Raw genomic sequence first — 15,639 nt, forward strand, 5'->3', positions numbered from 1 at the left:
GCGCGTGTCCCCGGTGTCCGTCAGGGCGTGGCGAAGAGTTGCAGGTAGACGCGGGGCTTCGGGTCTCCGCCCTCGGCCGTGGGCACCCGGCCGCCACGCCAGGCCAGCGAGGCCGACACGCCGAGGTCGCCGCCGGTCCACTGCAGGCCGACGCCGGTGGCGCGCAGTCGCACGTCGTTGTCGTCCAGCACGGCGCCCCGCACCCGCGTGCCGCTGGCCGCGTCGTGGAACAGCGACAGCGTCATCTGCCCGCCCAGGTGGGCCAGGCCGTAGCGCAGCTCGGCGCTCCACAGCCGCCCGATGTCCACCGACGCTTCACCCGGCGCGTAGGCGCGCACGCCCGTGGGCCCCGCCAGGCTGAGCTTCTCCGAGCTGTCCAGCGCCCGGCCCGTGTACTGCGCCAGCACACGCGCATAGGCCGACACCGGGCCCCACACCGCCTGCTGGCGCGCCAGCTGCAGCTGGGCCTTCTTGAAGCTGCTGCGGCCGGCATCCCCAGCGCGCAGTTCGCCCACCCACAGCGCCGCCGACGCCACGCTGGCGCCGCCGCCGAACAGACCGTCCTGCAGGTCGCCGCGCGCCGACAGCTGGCCCAGGCGGCTGGCGCGCTGGTTTTCCTGGCCGATCAGGCGCACCTCGTCGTTCAGCCGCTTGTAGTCCATGGCCGCCTCGAGCCACAGGTTGGCCTGCATGCGGCGCACCATCGGCCATTCGAGGCTGAGGCTGGCCGTCGTGGCCACGCCGGTGGCACCCAGCGCGGCGAAGTCGCCCGACAGGTCGTAGGTCAGGCGCGAGAGGCTGGCGCCCACGTGCCAGCCGTCGCCGCCCACCGGCACGCGGGTGCCGATGCTGCCGCTGACCAGGCCGCCGCCGTTGGACACCGTGGCCTGCAGCGTGGTCGCGTCGCCCCAACCGGAGAGGTCGCGCAGCTGCATCTGCAGCCCGGCGCGGTATTCGCCGCTCGACCGGCTGCCGTGGTTGTCGGCCTGCACGCGCAGGGCCAGCGGTTCGTCCTCGGCCACGCTGACCACCACGTCGGCAGTGCCGGTGCTGGCGCCCGGCGTGAGCGTGCCGCGGGCAACAACGCCCGGGATGTCGTTGAGCAGCAGCAGCTGGCGCTCGACCTCCGGCTGCAGCACCGGCTGGGCCTGCGTCAGGCCGGCGGTGTGGGCCTGCACGACGGCATCGCGCAGCCGGACCTCCTGCGCCGTGACCACCTGCACCGCGGCGATCTGGCCTTCCAGCACCGCGATCTCGACGATGCCGGCCGCCACCTTCTGCGCCGGCAGGTAGGCGTAGCTGAGCAGGTGGCCGTCGGCCTGGTAGCGGCGCGTCAGCGCACCGGCGGCCTCGTTGAGGCCCTTGAGGTCCAGCGTGCGGCCGACCCAGGGGCGCAGCAGCGCGTCCAGTTCCGGCACCGGGTACGACCGCGCGCCGGTGATGCGGAAGCCCTCCACCTTCACCGTCGTGCCTTCGGGCATCTCCACCGTCGGCCGCGCCGGCGCTTCCAGCACCTGCGGCGCCGGCGCCGGCGGCTGCAGCGGGCGGTTGTCCTGGCGCTGCTGCTGCAGCAGCGGGCCGGCACCGGTCTGCGCCATGGCGGGCGCCAGGGCGGCCGGCACCAGGGCGACGGCCAGCAGGAGGGGGTTCAGGCGCAAGGCGGGCATGGAGGTTGGGGCCATCAGCGGCGTGCCATCGTCTGCAACAACGCCGACAGCAGCCTTTCGGCGGGTTCGAAGTCGCTGCGCTGCTGCAGCAGGCGTTGCAGCGCCGCGACGGCGTCGTCGAAGCGCCCGGCGTCGGCCAGGGCCGCCGCCGCGTCGTGGGCCTGCCACAGGTCGGCCGGATAGGCACCACCGGCCGGCGCGCCGCCGCCGAGGGCTCGCACGACACGGGCCGCCCACTGCGGCTGGTCGGTCATCACGGTGTCGAAAGGAGCCGTGTTCTCGTCGGCGAACAGGACGCGCCCGGTGGCGCTGTCGACCAGGCGCAGGTTGACCTGCACCGCATCTCCGACGACGAAGAAGCTGCCGAAGACCATGCGCTCGGCACCGACGATGCGCCCCAGGCGCAGCCGCGCCTCGTCGTCGGCCAGCGCGGCGCTGCCCAGGTTCTGCTCGGCCAGCACCTCGCGCAGGCGCAGCCGGTCCACCACGGCCTGGCCGGGGGTGCGCAGCAGGGCGCTGACCAGGCCCTCTGCCAGCGCGCGGCGCAACCAGTCGGCCTGGCCGCGGGGCACGGCCGACAGCGCCGGCACGGTGCGGTCCTCGAAGTCCCAGACCACCACCGCCGGCAGACGTGGCGAGCCCGCTGGCGCGGTGGGCGTCTGTGCTGCCACCGCCGCTGTGGACAGAGCCGCCCACAGCAGCGCGGCGCGCCGGGTCAAGCCGGGCGCGCCGTGCAGGGGGGCGGACGCGTGCAGGTTCATTCCAGGCGGGCGACGATGCGCTGGTTCTTCTCGAGCGCGCCGCTGACGTCGGCGGCACTGGCGTAGGCCAGGCCGTCGTCGACCTGGGTCACGGTCAGGCGGGCGATTCGCCTGTCCTTGTAGCCGAGCACGCGGCCGTTGAGCTCGATGGCCTCGCCGCGCATCAGCACGTTGAAGGACTGGCCGGCCTTCACACCGTGCTTCCTGCCGAGGTTGATGATGATCTGTTCGCCGTCCACCGCCGCGACGCGGCCCTTCAGCGGGTACTTTTGCGCCACGGTGGCGGCGATCTGCTGCGCCATCGCGCTGGCCAGCGCCGCCGGGTCGGCCGGGGTGGGCGCCAGCTCGGTGCGCACCAGCGCCAGCTGGGTGGTCTCGACGTCGATGGCGCGCAGCGCTGCCGCCAGCTGCGGCCCCTGGCTGTTGAGCACGCCGGAGACCATCAGCCGCGCCGCCAGCACGCGGCCCAGGCGGGTCTGCGCGTCGGGGTCGGCCAGCGCCGAGGCGCCAAGGTTCATCTCCGCGATCAGCTTGTCCAGCAGCCGGCGCTCGACGAGCGTGAAGCCGCGCGCCTGGAGCTCGCCGATCAGGGCTTCCTGCAGCAGGCTGTCGAAACCGATGCGGCCGGTCAGCGATTCGAGCGAGCGGTCCTGGAACGGCAGCACGCTCAACGCCATCACCGGCGAGGTCCAGTCGTCGGCCGGGGGGGCGCCCTTGGCGGGACCGGCCTGCATCCGCGCGGCGAGGGCCTTGACGGTGTCGTCGATGTACTTCTGCTTCGCGGCGTCCTGCTCGGCGGCAAGGTTGTCGCGCACCTGGCGCAGCAGGGCCGCGGTCATGGTGTCCTGCGGGTCCAGCGCCTGGGCGCGCTCCAGCAGCGCCTTGGCGCGCGCCGGCTGACCGCTCTGGTTCAGTGCCACCGCCAGGTTGGACAGCGCCGGCACCGAGTGGCGGTCTTCCTTCAGCGCCTGTTCGTAGCGCTGCACGGCGGCCTGCGGGTTCTGCGCCCGCTCGAGGTTGCCCACGGCCACATGGGCCTGTGCCTTCTGCCAGGCGAAGTCGGCCTCGGTCTGCGCCGCAGCGGCCTGCTTCAGTGCCGCACCGCCTTCGGAAACCTGGCCGCTGGCGGCCAGCGCCCGGCCACGGATCAGGTAGGCAGCGCTGCGCGTGGGCGAGGTGGCGATGATGTCGTTGGCCGCCTGCAGCGCCGCCTGCGGGTTGCCGCGCGCCAGCGCCACCTCGGCCAGGCCCTCACGGCCCATCAGCGCCACCTCGGGGTGGGTGCTCACGCCGGCCAGGGCCTGGAACTCACGTTCGGCGGCGTCGAGCTGGCGCTGGCGCAGCAGCTCGTAGGCCTTCTCGGTGCGCAGGATGTGCTCGACGCTGGGCGGCGGCGGCAGCAGGGCCGGGTTCACCGGCGTGCTGCCGGCCACAGGCGGGATGAAGAAGAAGTCGCCCTCCAGCGAGGTGTTCTCCCAGGGCACCTGCTTGCCGCGTGAATCCAGCCGCACACCCAGGCGCGTGCGCTTGAAGACCTGTTCCACCGTCAGGCCCGGGCGCTCGATGTTGGTCAGCAGGTGCTGCGTGTAGAGGCCGTTGGCGCCCTTGCCGTCGCTGGCCACGCCGCCGGGCGCGGTGGCGAAGGCCAGCAGCGAACCGCTGGGCGCATCCATGGCCACCAGGCCTCCGTTGCCGGCCGCCGACCGCGACGCGGTGGCAAACGGGTTGTCACGGCAGGCGTCGAGCACCACGATGTTGACGCGGTTCTTCGCCGCAGCCATTTTGTCGAGCACCTGCTGCGCGTCGACGGCCTTGAACGGGATCTCGTCCTCGCGCTCAATGGGCTGGCCCACCGGCAGCAGGAAATTGCGGCCCTTGACCTGCACGCCATGCCCGGCGAAGTAGAACAGGCCGATGCTGTCGCCCTTGAGGCGGTCGCCGAAGCTGCGGATGGCGGCGTCCATGCGGCGCTGGTCAACGTCGAGCTGCAGGTCGACCTGGAAGCCGGCGCGCTGCAGTACCTTGGCCATGGCCTGCGCGTCGTTGGCCGGGTTGTCCAGCGGCATCTGCGCGTAGCGGCTGTTGCCGATGACCAGCGCGTGGCGGGACTCCGCGGCCTGCGCGGCCACCGCCCCCGACGCGAGCACCGCCACACACAGCCACGCGGCGCGACGGCGCAACGGTCCCAGCGACGCTGGCAGCCGGAAGGTCGGGGAGGTGAGGGTCTGGAGCTGCATCGTCGGCCTCGTCTGTTCGTCGCTCCATGCCCGGAAGGAAACTTCCGGACACGCAAGGATTGCACCACAGGCACCAGCCTAGGGCCTACCCCCCGTAAGGGGCGGGAAACCCCGCCCCTAGTCCTTGGGAGCCGCGGCCGCGCAGCCGCCTCGACCGTGACGGATGCAGCGGTTCAGCCGGGCCGTCGCCAGGCCAGGAAGAGGTTGTTCGCCGGCATGGTCTGCCGGCCCGCCCACTGCAGGCCCACGGCCAGGGCCTCGGCCTGCAGGTCCGCTAGACGCCGCAGTCCCCACGCCGGGTCGCGGGCACGCAGGCTGGCATCGAAGGCCGCGTTGCTGTCGGCCAGCGGCTCGCCGTCGACGACGAAGGGGCCGTACAGCAGCAGCCAGCCGCCGGGGGCGAGCACCGACGCGGCGCCGCGCATCAGCGCTGGTGTCACTGCCCAGGGCGCGATGTGCACGAGGTTGGCCGTAAACACCGCGGTCCACCCGCCGGCCGGGCCGGGGTGCGTTGGCCAGGCATCGCGGCAGACGTCCAGCCGGCGCGGCGGCGCGACGTTGGGCAGGCCCGCACAGCGCGCGGCGATGGTCTGCAGCGCCATTGCGTCCACATCGGTCGGCTGCCAGTGCCAGCGCGGGCACGCCGCCGCCAGGTGCGCAGCGTGCTGCCCGGTGCCGCTGGCGATTTCCAGCACCGCCGCGTCGGCCGGCAGGTGCGCCGTCAACTGCGCGGCGATCGGGCCGCGGTTGCGTTCTGCCGCCGGGCTGAAGGCCAGGCCGGGCAGGTCCGGCTGCGGTGCGGCGCGCTCAGTCATCGCCAGCCGCCTCGGCGCTGAGCACCAGACGCTGGCGTTTCGCGCCGCCGCCCACCTGCGTCACCGCACGTAGTCGCAGGGCGCTGCCGGCCGGCAGCGCGCGGCGGCAATGGAAGTCCAGCACGTCGGTGTCGCCGGGGCCGCGGGCGTCGATGCGGCGCGTCCATTCGCGCCGGCCGTCGATCTCCAGCGTCACGGCCAGCCACGGTTCCCCGGGCGGGGCATCGGCCGCCGGCAGCTTCACGCGGAACTGCAGGTCGAGGTCGAACAGACGCTCGCGGCGCAGCACCGGCGGTACGGTCAACACGGCGATGTCGGCCTCGCCGGCATCCACCTGCCAGCGCTCGGGCCCGGGACGACGCACCGCGGTCATGCTGCCGCCGGGGCCATCTGCTGCAGGCGCCGCAGCAGGTCGTGCAGGTCCAGCCGCTGCGTCAGCACGGTGGCCAGCCGATGCGTCACGCGCAGCGGTGCCAGGTCGAAGCGGAACCAGCCGAAGCCGTCCATCTCCGGCTGCGGCTGCCCGCGTGCGTCGCGGAAGCGGCTCTCGCAGTGCAGCGTGGCCGGGTCGAAGCGCGGCTGCAGTGCGGCGAAGAGGTGCAGGTCCTTGCGCGGCCGGTAGGCCAGGCGGCCGAGGTCGAGCAGCGTGCGGGCGTCCAGCGCAAGGCCGGTTTCCTCGCGGGTTTCGCGCAGCGCGGCCTGCAGCGGTGTCTCGCCCGGGTCGGGCCGGCCCTTGGGCAGGTCCCAGTGGTCGTGGCCGGTGACGTGGCAGAGCAGCAGTTCGCCGGCCGGGTTGACGACGACGGTGCCGCAACTCAGCGAGCGCAGGATGGGCGCTTGGAACATGGCCCAAGCATGCCGCATGCGCGCGACCGTCGCATGACGTCGCCTCTCCGCCCCCCCTGCGCGCCGAAGGTCGGTGTGGAATCCGGTACGCTCCGCCCCCCATGCCGCCCGCCGCCGACCCCCACGACCTGCAGCGTTTCGTCGCCGCCCAGGATCCTGTCTGGGACACAGTGGCCGCCGAACTGCGGGCCGGCGACAAGCGCAGCCACTGGATGTGGTTCGTCTTCCCGCAGCTGGCGGTGCTGGGCCGCAGCGCCACGGCGCGCCACTTCGGCCTGACGGGTCTGGACGACGCCCGCGCCTACGCGGCCCACCCGGTCCTAGGCGCGCGGCTGCGCGCGGCCTGTGATTGGCTGCTGCAGGCGCCCCCCGGCCGCAGCAGCCTGGACATCCTGGGCCCGCCGGACCACCTGAAGCTGCGCAGTTCGATGACGCTGTTCGCCGCCGCCGTGCCGAGCGAGCCGCTGTTTGCCGCCGTGCTGGCCCGCTTCGACGGCGGCCAGCCGGACCCGCTGACCCTGGAGGCGCTGGGTTGACGTCGCCAGACCCCCTGCCGCGCGGCCTGCCCGACGACCCGTTCCGGCCCACCAGCCTGCGCCGGCGGCTGGTGATCGCCGGTCTGGCCCTGGGCACCACGCTGACCATCGGGCTGGCGATGCTGACGCCGCACGCCGCCGCCGTGCGCGCCGCGCTGGCGCTCAAGTTCGCCGAACCGCCGCCGTGCGCGCCGGGGCAGCTGCGGGGCTGCGTGGGCGGCATGATGGACATCGTCGTGCTGCCGGCCTCCGCACCGGCCGCCTCTGCGGCGTCGGCCGCCGCGCCCGGGCCGACGTCGCCAGCCTCCGGCGGCGGCTGAACCGCGGGCTGCGCGGGCGCACCCCGGTTGACGGCCCCCGGCCTTGCCGGGAGCATCGCGCCCACGGGAGGAGTCGATGGACCTGGCCTGCGTGGCCGACAGCGCCTGGCGCAGCCTGAACCAGGTGATGGTGTTCGGCGCCGGCGTGTTCGTGCTGCTGATGTTCGTGGTGTCGACACTGGGCACGCCGCTGGTCATGTGGCTGTACCGGCGGCGGGTGGTGGCGCTGATGTCGGCGCGCGACGATGCCGAGCGCGACGAGGTCGACGCCGACGCGCTGCCGGCCCATGGCCGTGCGGAGGCCGCCCCGTTGGCGCCCGGGCAGCTCGCCATCGAGGCCGCGGCGCGTCAGAAGCGCCTGCGCAACGTGCTGGTGGCCGCGTGCGCGGTGTACTCGCTGGTGGCCGGGCTGATGATGACCTTCTCGCCCGACGTGGTGCTGGATGCCAAGGCCGCCGCGGCGCTGCCCGACCGCACGCCGCTGCAGTGGGGGCTGACCGTGCTCTTCGACGCGCTGCTGGTCGGTGCGCTGTGCATGCCCATCGTGCTCATCGGCACCGCCCACCCGCGCTTCACGCGCCTGTACTGGCGCCGTTTCGTGCCGCTGTTCCTGGCCGCAGCCGCGCTGCGCTGGTCGGTGCACACCGACGGCAGCGAGGGCGCCACGCTGGGCATGGCCTTCATCGCGCTGTTCCTCGGCGGCTGCTTCGTCGCGCTGTTCTGGGTGGCCGTGGCGCGGCGCCACGCGCGCCAGGTGGCACCGCTGCTCAACGTGCTGATGGGCACGCTGTACGCCGGCATGGCAGGTGTGCTGTGGGTGCTGCTGGTGGTGGGACGCTGCGCCGACGAGGCCACACTGGGCTTGGCCGTGCTGGCGGCGCTGGTGCCGGCGCTGGGCACGGCCTGGTTCGCGTGGCGGCTGGTGCACTGGCTGAGCCAGCGCTACGAGCGCAAGGCCGTCAGCGACGCGCAGTTGCAGACGGGCAGCTGGCTGCTGACGCTGACGGTGTTCGTCGCCCTGGCGGTACTGGGCTTCGAGCGCGAGGCCAGCGGCCCATGGCTGCCGCTGCTGCTGGCGGCCAACGTGGTGGCGCTGGCCGTGTACGCGGTGGGCCTGCATCGCGTACCGGCGTGGCCGCAGCCGCGTTCGCTGCTGCTGCTGCGCGTGTTCGCCCACGACGAACGCGGTGAACGCCTGCTCGACGAGACCGCCTTCCGCTGGCGCTTCATCGGCCCCATCCACATGATCGGCGGGCCCGACATGGCGCAGCAGACGCTGGACCCACACGAGCTGCTGGCCTTCATCCGCGGCCGGGCGCGCGAGCAGTTCGTCACCACGCGCGAGCAGCTGGCGCAGCGCGTCGAGACGCTGGACCTGCACCCCGACCCCGACCGCCGCTACCGCGTCAACGAGCTGTTCTGCTTCGCCAACGTCTGGCAGGCCGGCGTGCAGGCACTGCTGGCGCGCAGCGACGTGGTGCTGCTGGACTTGCGCGGCTTCACCCGCCGGCGCGACGGCACGGCCTACGAGATCGGCCTGCTCGCGCGCGAAGGCGCGCTGCCACGCACCGTGTGCCTGGTCGACGAAGGCACGGACGTGGCGGCGGTGCAGGCCATCGTCGCGGCACAGGGGCACACGGCGTTCGACCAGGCCCGCGTGCTGACCGCCGACGGTGCGCTCGACGCCAAGGCGCTGTTCTCGGCACTGGCGGGCGCGGCCTCGGCCTAGGTGTTCGGCACCTCCGGCGCGGGCCAGCCCTGCCCGGCCAGCTGGTCGTCGTGCGCGCCCAGGGTCGGCGCCGGGGTGCGCAGCCGTCCCGGCGTGGCCGACAGCTTGGGCACGATGCCCGGCACCTTCAGCGGCCGGCCGGCGTGGTCCTGCGTCTGCACGACCATGCCGCGCGCCTGGTACTGCGGGTCAGCGGCGATGTCGGCCACGGTGTAGATGCGCCCGGCCGGCACCTGGGCCGCATCCAGCGTGGCCAGCACGTGCTCGATCGGGTGCTGCGCCGTCCAGTCGCCGATGGCGCCGTCGATCTCCGCCACCCGCGCCACGCGCCCGGTGTTGCCCTGCAGGCCGGGGTCGACGGCCAGATCGGCGCGGCCGATGGCCGTCATCAACCGGCGGAAGATGCCGTCGCCATTGCCGGCCACCAGCACCCAGGCGCCATCGGCACAGCGGTAGGCATTGCTGGGCGCGATGCCCGGCAGCGCGCTGCCCGCGGGCTGGCGCACCACGTCGAAGGCGTCGTACTCGGGCAGCAGGCTCTCCATCACGTTGAACACCGCCTCGTACAGCGCCACGTCGACAACCTGCCCCTGGCCGCCGTGGACCTCGCGGTGGCGCAGCGCCGTGAGCACGCCGATCACGCCGTGCAGCGCCGCCAGCGTGTCGCCGAGGCTCACGCCCACGCGCACCGGCACGCGGCCGGGCTCGGCCGTCAGGTGGCGCAGGCCGCCCATGGCCTCGGCGATGACGCCGAAGCCCGGCTTGCCGGCGTACGGCCCGGTCTGCCCGTAGCCGGAGATGCGCAGCATGATCAGCCCGGGGTTCAGCGCGTGCAGCGCGTCCCAGCCCAGGCCCCAGCCTTCCAGCGTGCCGGGCTTGAAGTTCTCGATCAGCACGTCGGCCTCGGCCGCCAGCGCGCGCACCACGGCCTGACCTTCCGGCGTGCGCAGGTCCAGCGCCACGCTGCGCTTGTTGCGCGACTGCACCTCCCACCACACCGAGGTGCCCTCGCGCAGCAGCCGCCACTGGCGCAGCGGGTCGCCGCCGGCCGGAGGCTCGACCTTGATCACGTCGGCACCGAAGTCGGCCAGGGTCTTGCCGGCAAACGGGCCGGCGATCAGCTGGCCGAGTTCCAGCACCTTGACGCCGCTCAGGGCGTCCATGGACATGTTCGTGTCTGCCATGGCCGCAAGCGTAGCGCCGCTACGATGGCCGGATGACGCACGCTCCACCACCAAGCCCCGACGACAGGCTGGAAGAACGCCTGGTCGACCTCGAGCTCAAGGCCAGCTGGGCTGACGATCTGCTGGAGGCGCTCAACGCGACGGTGGCACGGCAGCAGCTGCAGATCGATACGCTGAGCCGCGCCCTTGCCGAGTTGCGCACCCAGGTGGCCGCCGGGCCAGGCGACGCACCGCGCAGCCTGCGCGACGACCTGCCGCCCCACTACTGACTGGAAGCCTCCCGATGTCCGCCCACGACGCCACCCCCGAAGGCCGCATCACCAGCGAAGCCCGCGACGGCCTGCTGCTGATCGGCATCGACCGCCCGGCCAAGCGCAACGGCTTCACGCCGGCCATGTTCCGCCAGCTGGCCGAGGCCTACACGCGGCTGGACGACGACCCGGCGCTGCGCGCGGGCGTGCTGTTCGCGCACGGTGCGCACTTCACCGCCGGGCTGGACCTGCCATCCTTCGCGCCGCTGATGCAGCGTGGCGAGAAGGCCTTCGACTTCGGTCTCGTCGAGCCCACCGACCTGGGCACCCCCGGCTACCGGCGGCGCACCAAGCCGATGGTCTGCGCCGTGCAGGGCATCACCTACACGCTGGGCATCGAGCTGATGCTGGCCGCGGACATCGTGGTCGCTGCCGACGACTGCCGCTTCAGCCAGCTGGAGGTGCAGCGCGGCATCATGGCCACCGGCGGTGCCACGCTGCGCATGGCCGAACGCGCCGGCCTGGGCAACGCACTGCTGCACCTGCTCACGGCCGACGTGTTCGACGCCGCCGAGGCGCTGCGGCTGAACTTCGTGCAGAAGGTGGTGCCCGCGGGCACGCAGCGGGACGTGGCCATCGGCATCGCCGAGGCGATTGCCGCGCAGGCGCCACTGGCCGTGGTGGCCACGCGCCAGAACGCGCTGAAGGCGGTGGAGCAGGGCCCGCTGGCGGCGATGCATGAGTTCATCGCCACCCAGCAGCGGCTGGCGCAGTCCGACGACGCGGCCGAAGGCGTGCGCGCCTTCGTCGAGAAGCGGCCGGCGCGGTTCCAGGGGCGCTGAGGCGTCGTCGCATCCGATGCCTGGCAGCCGTCCTCGCCGGATCTTCCTGCTCGGCGCCACCGGCACCATCGGCCAGGCCACGGCGCGGGCGTTGGCGGCACGCGGGCACGAGGTGGTGGCGCTGGTGCGGCCGGGCGGCGACCCGGCCGTTCGCCAGGCGCTGGCCGCTGCCGGCGTGGTGCTGCGCGACGGCGATGTGCTGGACGCCGGATCGCTGCAGCGCGACGGCCTGCGCGGCGAACGCTTCGACGCCGCGGTGTCGTGCCTCGCGTCGCGCAACGGCGTGCCGGCCGACGCCTGGGCGGTGGACCACCGTGCCCATGTGCAGGCGCTGACGGCACTGCGCGACGCCGGCGCGGAACACTTCGTCCTCCTGTCGGCCATCTGCGTGCAGAAGCCGCGCCTGGCCTTCCAGCAGGCCAAGCTGGCCTTCGAGCGCGAACTGGCCGCCAGCGGCCTGCGCCACAGCATCGTGCGGCCCACGGCCTTCTTCAAGTCGCTGTCGGGTCAGGTGGCGCGGGTGCAGGCCGGCAAGCCCTTCCTGCTCTTCGGCAACGGCCGCCTGACCGCCTGCAAGCCGATCGCCGACGAGGACCTGGCCGACTACCTCGCCGGCTGCCTGGACGACCCGGCACGTTGGGACCGCGTGCTGCCCATCGGCGGCCCCGGCCCGGCGATCACGCCGCGCGAACAGGGCGAGCTGCTGTGCCGCCTGGCCGGCCGCCCGCCGTGCTTTCGCAGTGTGCCTCCGGGCTTGCTGCGCGGCATCGCCGGCATGCTGGACCTGGCCGCGCGCGTGCGCCCGGTACTGGCGGCCAAGGCCGAGCTGGCGCGCATCGGCCACTACTACGCCACCGAGTCCATGCTGGTGTGGGACATGCAGGCGCAGCGCTACGACGCCGACGCCACACCCGCCTGGGGCACGCGGACGCTGGCAGATCACTATGCGCAGCTGCTGCGCGGGGAAGGCCATGCCGATCTCGGCGCGCACCGTGTCTTCTAGAAGGCTGCCGGGGCTCGAGAGGGCCGACAATCGTCGCGTCTCCGGAGTGAGGGCCGCATGCCGATGATCGAGATGGACCGTGTCAGCAAGTGGTACGGCAGCTTCCAGGTGCTCAAGGACTGCACCACGCAGGTCCGCAAGGGCGAGGTCGTCGTCGTCTGCGGGCCCTCGGGCTCGGGCAAGTCCACGCTGATCAAGACCGTCAACGCGCTGGAGCCCTTTCAGCAGGGCCGCATCACGGTCGACGGCATCGACGTCGGCGCCAAGGGGACCGACCTGCCGAAGCTGCGCGCGCGCATCGGCATGGTGTTCCAGAACTTCGAGCTCTTTCCGCACTTGTCGATCACGCGCAACCTGGCGCTGGCGCAGGTGAAGGTGCTGGGCCGCCGAGAGGACGAGGCCGTCGAGCGCGGCCTCAAGCTGCTGGACCGCGTGGGCCTGATCGCGCAGAAGGACAAGTTCCCCAGCCAGCTCTCGGGCGGCCAGCAGCAGCGCGTGGCCATCGCCCGGGCGCTGTCGATGGACCCGATCGCGATGCTGTTCGACGAACCCACCTCGGCACTCGACCCGGAGATGATCAACGAGGTGCTGGACGTGATGGTGCAGCTGGCCGAGGAGGGCATGACGATGATGGTCGTCACCCACGAGATGGGCTTCGCGCGCAAGGTGGCCGGGCGGGTGATCTTCATGGACCGCGGCGAGATCGTCGAGGACGCGCCCAAGGACGACTTCTTCGGCAGCCCGCGCAGCGAACGGGCGCAGCTGTTCCTCTCCCGGATCCTGCAGCACTGAGCGCCGCAGAAACGTTCCGCCGGACAACGCCGATGACCCCCCTGCAAGACTTCGCCCTCGTCGGCCTCGGCGTGATGGGGCGCAACCTGGCGCTCAACCTGGCCGGCCACGGCATCACGCTGGCGGTGCACGACCAGGACGCCGCGGCGGTGGCGCGCTGCGTGGACGCCGTGGCCGCGGTTGGCCCCGCCGCCACCGGCCACGCCACGCTGGCCAGCCTGGTGGCCGCGCTGAAGCGCCCGCGCCGGCTGCTGATGATGGTCAACGCCGGCGCGCCGGTGGACGCGGTGCTCGATGGCCTGCGGCCGCTGCTCGAGCCAGGCGACATCGTCGTCGACGGCGGCAACAGCCACTGGCCCGACACCGAACGCCGCGCCGCGGCCTGGGCAGCGCACGGGCTGCACTTCGTCGGCGCCGGCATCTCCGGCGGCGAGGAAGGCGCGCGCACGGGCCCGGCCATCATGCCCGGCGGCAGCGCCGAGGCCTGGGCCGCGCTGCGCCCGGTGTTCGAGGCCATCGCGGCGAAGGTGGACGGCGAGCCCTGCGTCAGCCACATCGGCCCCGGCGGTGCCGGCCACTTCGTGAAGATGGTGCACAACGGCATCGAGTACGCCGACATGCAGCTCATCGGCGAGGCCTACGCGCTGCTGCAGGCCGCTGGCCTGGACGCCGACGCCATGGCCGCCGTGTTCCGGCGCTGGAACACCGGCGTGCTGCAGAGCTACCTGATCGAGATCACCGGCCTGATCCTGGCCACGCGCGACCCCGAGTCCGGCGCGCCGATCGTGGACGTGATCCAGGACCGCGCCGGCCAGAAGGGCACCGGCCGCTGGACCCTGGTGGCCGGCGCCGAGCAGGGCGTGCCCATCGGCACCATGACGGCCGCGGTGGATGCGCGCCTGCTCTCGGCGCTGAAGGACGCACGCGTGGCCGCCAGCACACGGCTGGCCGGGCCGCCGGGGCGCATCACCGGTGTCGAGCCCGCCGCCTGGGCCGACCAGGTGGCGCAGGCGCTGTACGCCAGCAAGATCGTCGCCTACGCCCAGGGCCTGGCGCTGCTGCAGGCCGCGAGCCAGGCAAAGGGCTGGGGCCTGGACCTGGCCGCCATCGCGCGGCTGTGGCGCGGCGGCTGCATCATCCGCGCGCGTTTCCTGGGCCGTGTGGCCGCGGCCGGTGCCGGCGCGGCCGACCTGCTGCAGGTGCCGTATTTCGTCGACGCCCTGGCCGGTGCACAGGCCGCCTGGCGCAGCGTGGTGGCCACGGCCGTGCAGGCCGGCGTGCCGCTGCCGGCCATGGGTGCGGCGCTGGCCCACCACGACATGGCGCGAAGCGCCCGCCTGCCGGCCAACCTGCTGCAGGCGCAGCGCGACTTCTTCGGCGCCCACACCTACGAGCGCACCGACCGGCCGGCCGGGCAGATGTTCCACACCACCTGGCCGGCGACGGTGTCGTGACGGCGCCCACCCAGCCCCCGGCCGCGACCGACGAAGCGCCCTACGGGTGGGTGATCGTGGGCGCGGCCTTCACCGCGCTGGCGGTGATCTTCGGCGTGGCCTATGCCTTCGCCGCGTTCTTCGCGCCGTTCGAGGCCACCTTCAGCGCCAGCCGGGCCGACGTGTCCCTGGTCTTCGGCCTGTCGGGCCTGCTGTACTTCGTGCTCGGCGCCTTCGGCGGCATGCTCTCGGACCGCTTCGGGCCGCGCGTGGTCACCAGCGCCGGCATGCTGTGCATCGCCGCCGCGCTGGCCGGCGGCAGCCAGGCCACGTCCATGACGCAGCTGACGCTGTTCTACGGCCTGGGCCTGGGCGTGGGCATCGCGCTGGTCTACACGCCGTCCATCGGCTGCGTGCAGCCCTGGTTCACGCGCCGGCGCGGTCTGGCCGCCGGCATCGCCAGCGCCGGCATCGGGGCCGGCACCTTTGCCGTGCCGCTGCTGGCCACGGCGGCCATCGCGTGGTGGGGCTGGCGGGGCGCGATGCTGGCGCTGGCCGCTGGCGTGGTCGTGCTGGGGCTGGCGGCCACGGTGCTGCTGCGCCCGGCACCCGCGGCCACACGGCGGTCCGGTGGCACGGTGCCCGGCATGACGCTGCGCGAGGCGCTGCGCAGCCGGTCCTTCCGCTGGCTGTACGCGATGTGCGTGCTGGCCGCACCGAGCATGTTCATCCCGTTCGCCCACCTGTCGGCGTCTGCGCGCGACCTCGGCATCGGCGAGGCACAGGCCGTGGGCCTGGTGGGGCTGATCGGCATCGGCAGCCTGACCGGGCGCTTCGCCATCGGCAGCCTGGCCGACCGCGTGGGCCGGCCGCTGACGCTCGTGGCGATGCAGGCGTCGCTGGGCGTGTCGATGGCGTTGTGGTGGGCGGCCGACGGCTACGTGGCGCTGGCGGTGTTTGCGCTGTGGATGGGGCTGAGCTACGGCGGCATCGTCTCGCTGATGCCGGCGCTGTGCATGGACCTCTACGGCGCGCGGGCGGTGGCGTCCATCATTGGCACGCTTTACACCGGGGCGGCGCTGGGCAACGTGGCCGGGCCCTGGCTGGCAGGGTGGGTGTTCGACGCCAGCGGCAGCTACGGCGGCGTGATCGTCGGCTGCGCCGTGCTGTCGGCGGTGGCCACCTGGGGCACCTGGCAGGCGGTGCGGCGCTGACGGCGCGCC

Annotated in this window: 16 protein-coding genes; 9 read left to right on the forward strand and 7 right to left on the reverse strand. The window is 73.4% G+C overall.

What is annotated here, in order from left to right; genetic code table 11:
• Positions 1–20: 20 nt before the first annotated feature.
• The 6 genes from ENE75_RS09880 to ENE75_RS09905 form a co-directional block, all read right to left on the reverse strand.
• The gene (locus ENE75_RS09880) at positions 21–1,667 is read right to left on the reverse strand and encodes a ShlB/FhaC/HecB family hemolysin secretion/activation protein (protein ID WP_158288905.1); all 1,647 of its coding nucleotides are present in this window, start codon (positions 1,665–1,667) and stop codon (positions 21–23) included.
• Positions 1,668–1,681: 14 nt separating this feature from the next.
• Positions 1,682–2,428, reverse strand: coding sequence for a CsgG/HfaB family protein (locus tag ENE75_RS09885; RefSeq protein WP_128198088.1), 747 nt, complete (start codon positions 2,426–2,428; stop codon positions 1,682–1,684).
• Positions 2,425–4,665: a caspase family protein gene (locus ENE75_RS09890; RefSeq protein WP_128198089.1), complete on the reverse strand. Its 2,241-nt coding sequence runs from the start codon at positions 4,663–4,665 to the stop codon at positions 2,425–2,427. Before ENE75_RS09890 ends, ENE75_RS09885 begins: the two co-directional genes overlap by 4 nt.
• A 173-nt stretch (positions 4,666–4,838) precedes the next feature.
• Positions 4,839–5,480, reverse strand: coding sequence for a DUF938 domain-containing protein (locus ENE75_RS09895; protein WP_128198090.1), 642 nt, complete (start codon positions 5,478–5,480; stop codon positions 4,839–4,841).
• On the reverse strand, positions 5,473–5,853 hold the full coding sequence (locus tag ENE75_RS09900; protein ID WP_128198091.1) for a hypothetical protein: 381 nt from the start codon (positions 5,851–5,853) through the stop codon (positions 5,473–5,475). The genes ENE75_RS09895 and ENE75_RS09900 overlap by 8 nt, the downstream gene beginning before the upstream one ends.
• Positions 5,850–6,326: an NUDIX domain-containing protein gene (locus ENE75_RS09905; protein ID WP_128198092.1), complete on the reverse strand. Its 477-nt coding sequence runs from the start codon at positions 6,324–6,326 to the stop codon at positions 5,850–5,852. The genes ENE75_RS09900 and ENE75_RS09905 overlap by 4 nt, the downstream gene beginning before the upstream one ends.
• A 101-nt stretch (positions 6,327–6,427) precedes the next feature.
• On the opposite strand from ENE75_RS09905, the gene ENE75_RS09910 reads away from it, so the two are divergent.
• The 3 genes from ENE75_RS09910 (at position 6,428) to ENE75_RS09920 (ending at position 8,911) form a co-directional block, all read left to right on the forward strand.
• Positions 6,428–6,862, forward strand: a complete 435-nt coding sequence (locus ENE75_RS09910) for a DUF1810 domain-containing protein (protein ID WP_128198093.1) — start codon at positions 6,428–6,430, stop codon at positions 6,860–6,862.
• Positions 6,859–7,182, forward strand: coding sequence for a hypothetical protein (locus ENE75_RS09915; protein ID WP_128198094.1), 324 nt, complete (start codon positions 6,859–6,861; stop codon positions 7,180–7,182). The genes ENE75_RS09910 and ENE75_RS09915 overlap by 4 nt, the downstream gene beginning before the upstream one ends.
• Before the next feature lie 76 nt (positions 7,183–7,258).
• Positions 7,259–8,911: a hypothetical protein gene (locus tag ENE75_RS09920; RefSeq protein ID WP_128198095.1), complete on the forward strand. Its 1,653-nt coding sequence runs from the start codon at positions 7,259–7,261 to the stop codon at positions 8,909–8,911.
• Here the strand turns inward: ENE75_RS09920 and ENE75_RS09925 are convergent.
• Entirely contained in the window at positions 8,908–10,074 is a 1,167-nt protein-coding gene (locus tag ENE75_RS09925) for a CaiB/BaiF CoA transferase family protein (RefSeq protein WP_128198267.1), read from the reverse strand. The genes ENE75_RS09920 and ENE75_RS09925 overlap by 4 nt on opposite strands.
• A 53-nt stretch (positions 10,075–10,127) precedes the next feature.
• Here ENE75_RS09925 and ENE75_RS09930 point away from each other — a divergent pair, with 53 nt between their 5' ends.
• From ENE75_RS09930 to ENE75_RS09955, 6 genes are all read left to right on the forward strand, one after another.
• Positions 10,128–10,364, forward strand: a complete 237-nt coding sequence (locus tag ENE75_RS09930) for a SlyX family protein (RefSeq protein ID WP_128198096.1) — start codon at positions 10,128–10,130, stop codon at positions 10,362–10,364.
• A 14-nt stretch (positions 10,365–10,378) separates the two neighbouring features.
• Positions 10,379–11,188: a crotonase/enoyl-CoA hydratase family protein gene (locus ENE75_RS09935; protein WP_128198097.1), complete on the forward strand. Its 810-nt coding sequence runs from the start codon at positions 10,379–10,381 to the stop codon at positions 11,186–11,188.
• 16 nt (positions 11,189–11,204) lie between these two features.
• Positions 11,205–12,191, forward strand: a complete 987-nt coding sequence (locus ENE75_RS09940) for an NAD(P)H-binding protein (protein ID WP_128198098.1) — start codon at positions 11,205–11,207, stop codon at positions 12,189–12,191.
• A gap of 63 nt (positions 12,192–12,254) precedes the next feature.
• Entirely contained in the window at positions 12,255–12,983 is a 729-nt protein-coding gene (locus ENE75_RS09945; RefSeq protein WP_128198268.1) for an amino acid ABC transporter ATP-binding protein, read from the forward strand.
• 32 nt (positions 12,984–13,015) lie between these two features.
• On the forward strand, positions 13,016–14,437 hold the full coding sequence (gene gnd / locus ENE75_RS09950; protein ID WP_128198099.1) for an NADP-dependent phosphogluconate dehydrogenase: 1,422 nt from the start codon (positions 13,016–13,018) through the stop codon (positions 14,435–14,437).
• Positions 14,434–15,630, forward strand: a complete 1,197-nt coding sequence (locus ENE75_RS09955) for an MFS transporter (RefSeq protein WP_158288906.1) — start codon at positions 14,434–14,436, stop codon at positions 15,628–15,630. Before gnd ends, ENE75_RS09955 begins: the two co-directional genes overlap by 4 nt.
• Positions 15,631–15,639: the final 9 nt, after the last annotated feature.

It is taken from the genome of Rubrivivax albus, assembly GCF_004016515.1.
In the GTDB taxonomy this organism is placed as follows: domain Bacteria; phylum Pseudomonadota; class Gammaproteobacteria; order Burkholderiales; family Burkholderiaceae_C; genus Rubrivivax; species Rubrivivax albus.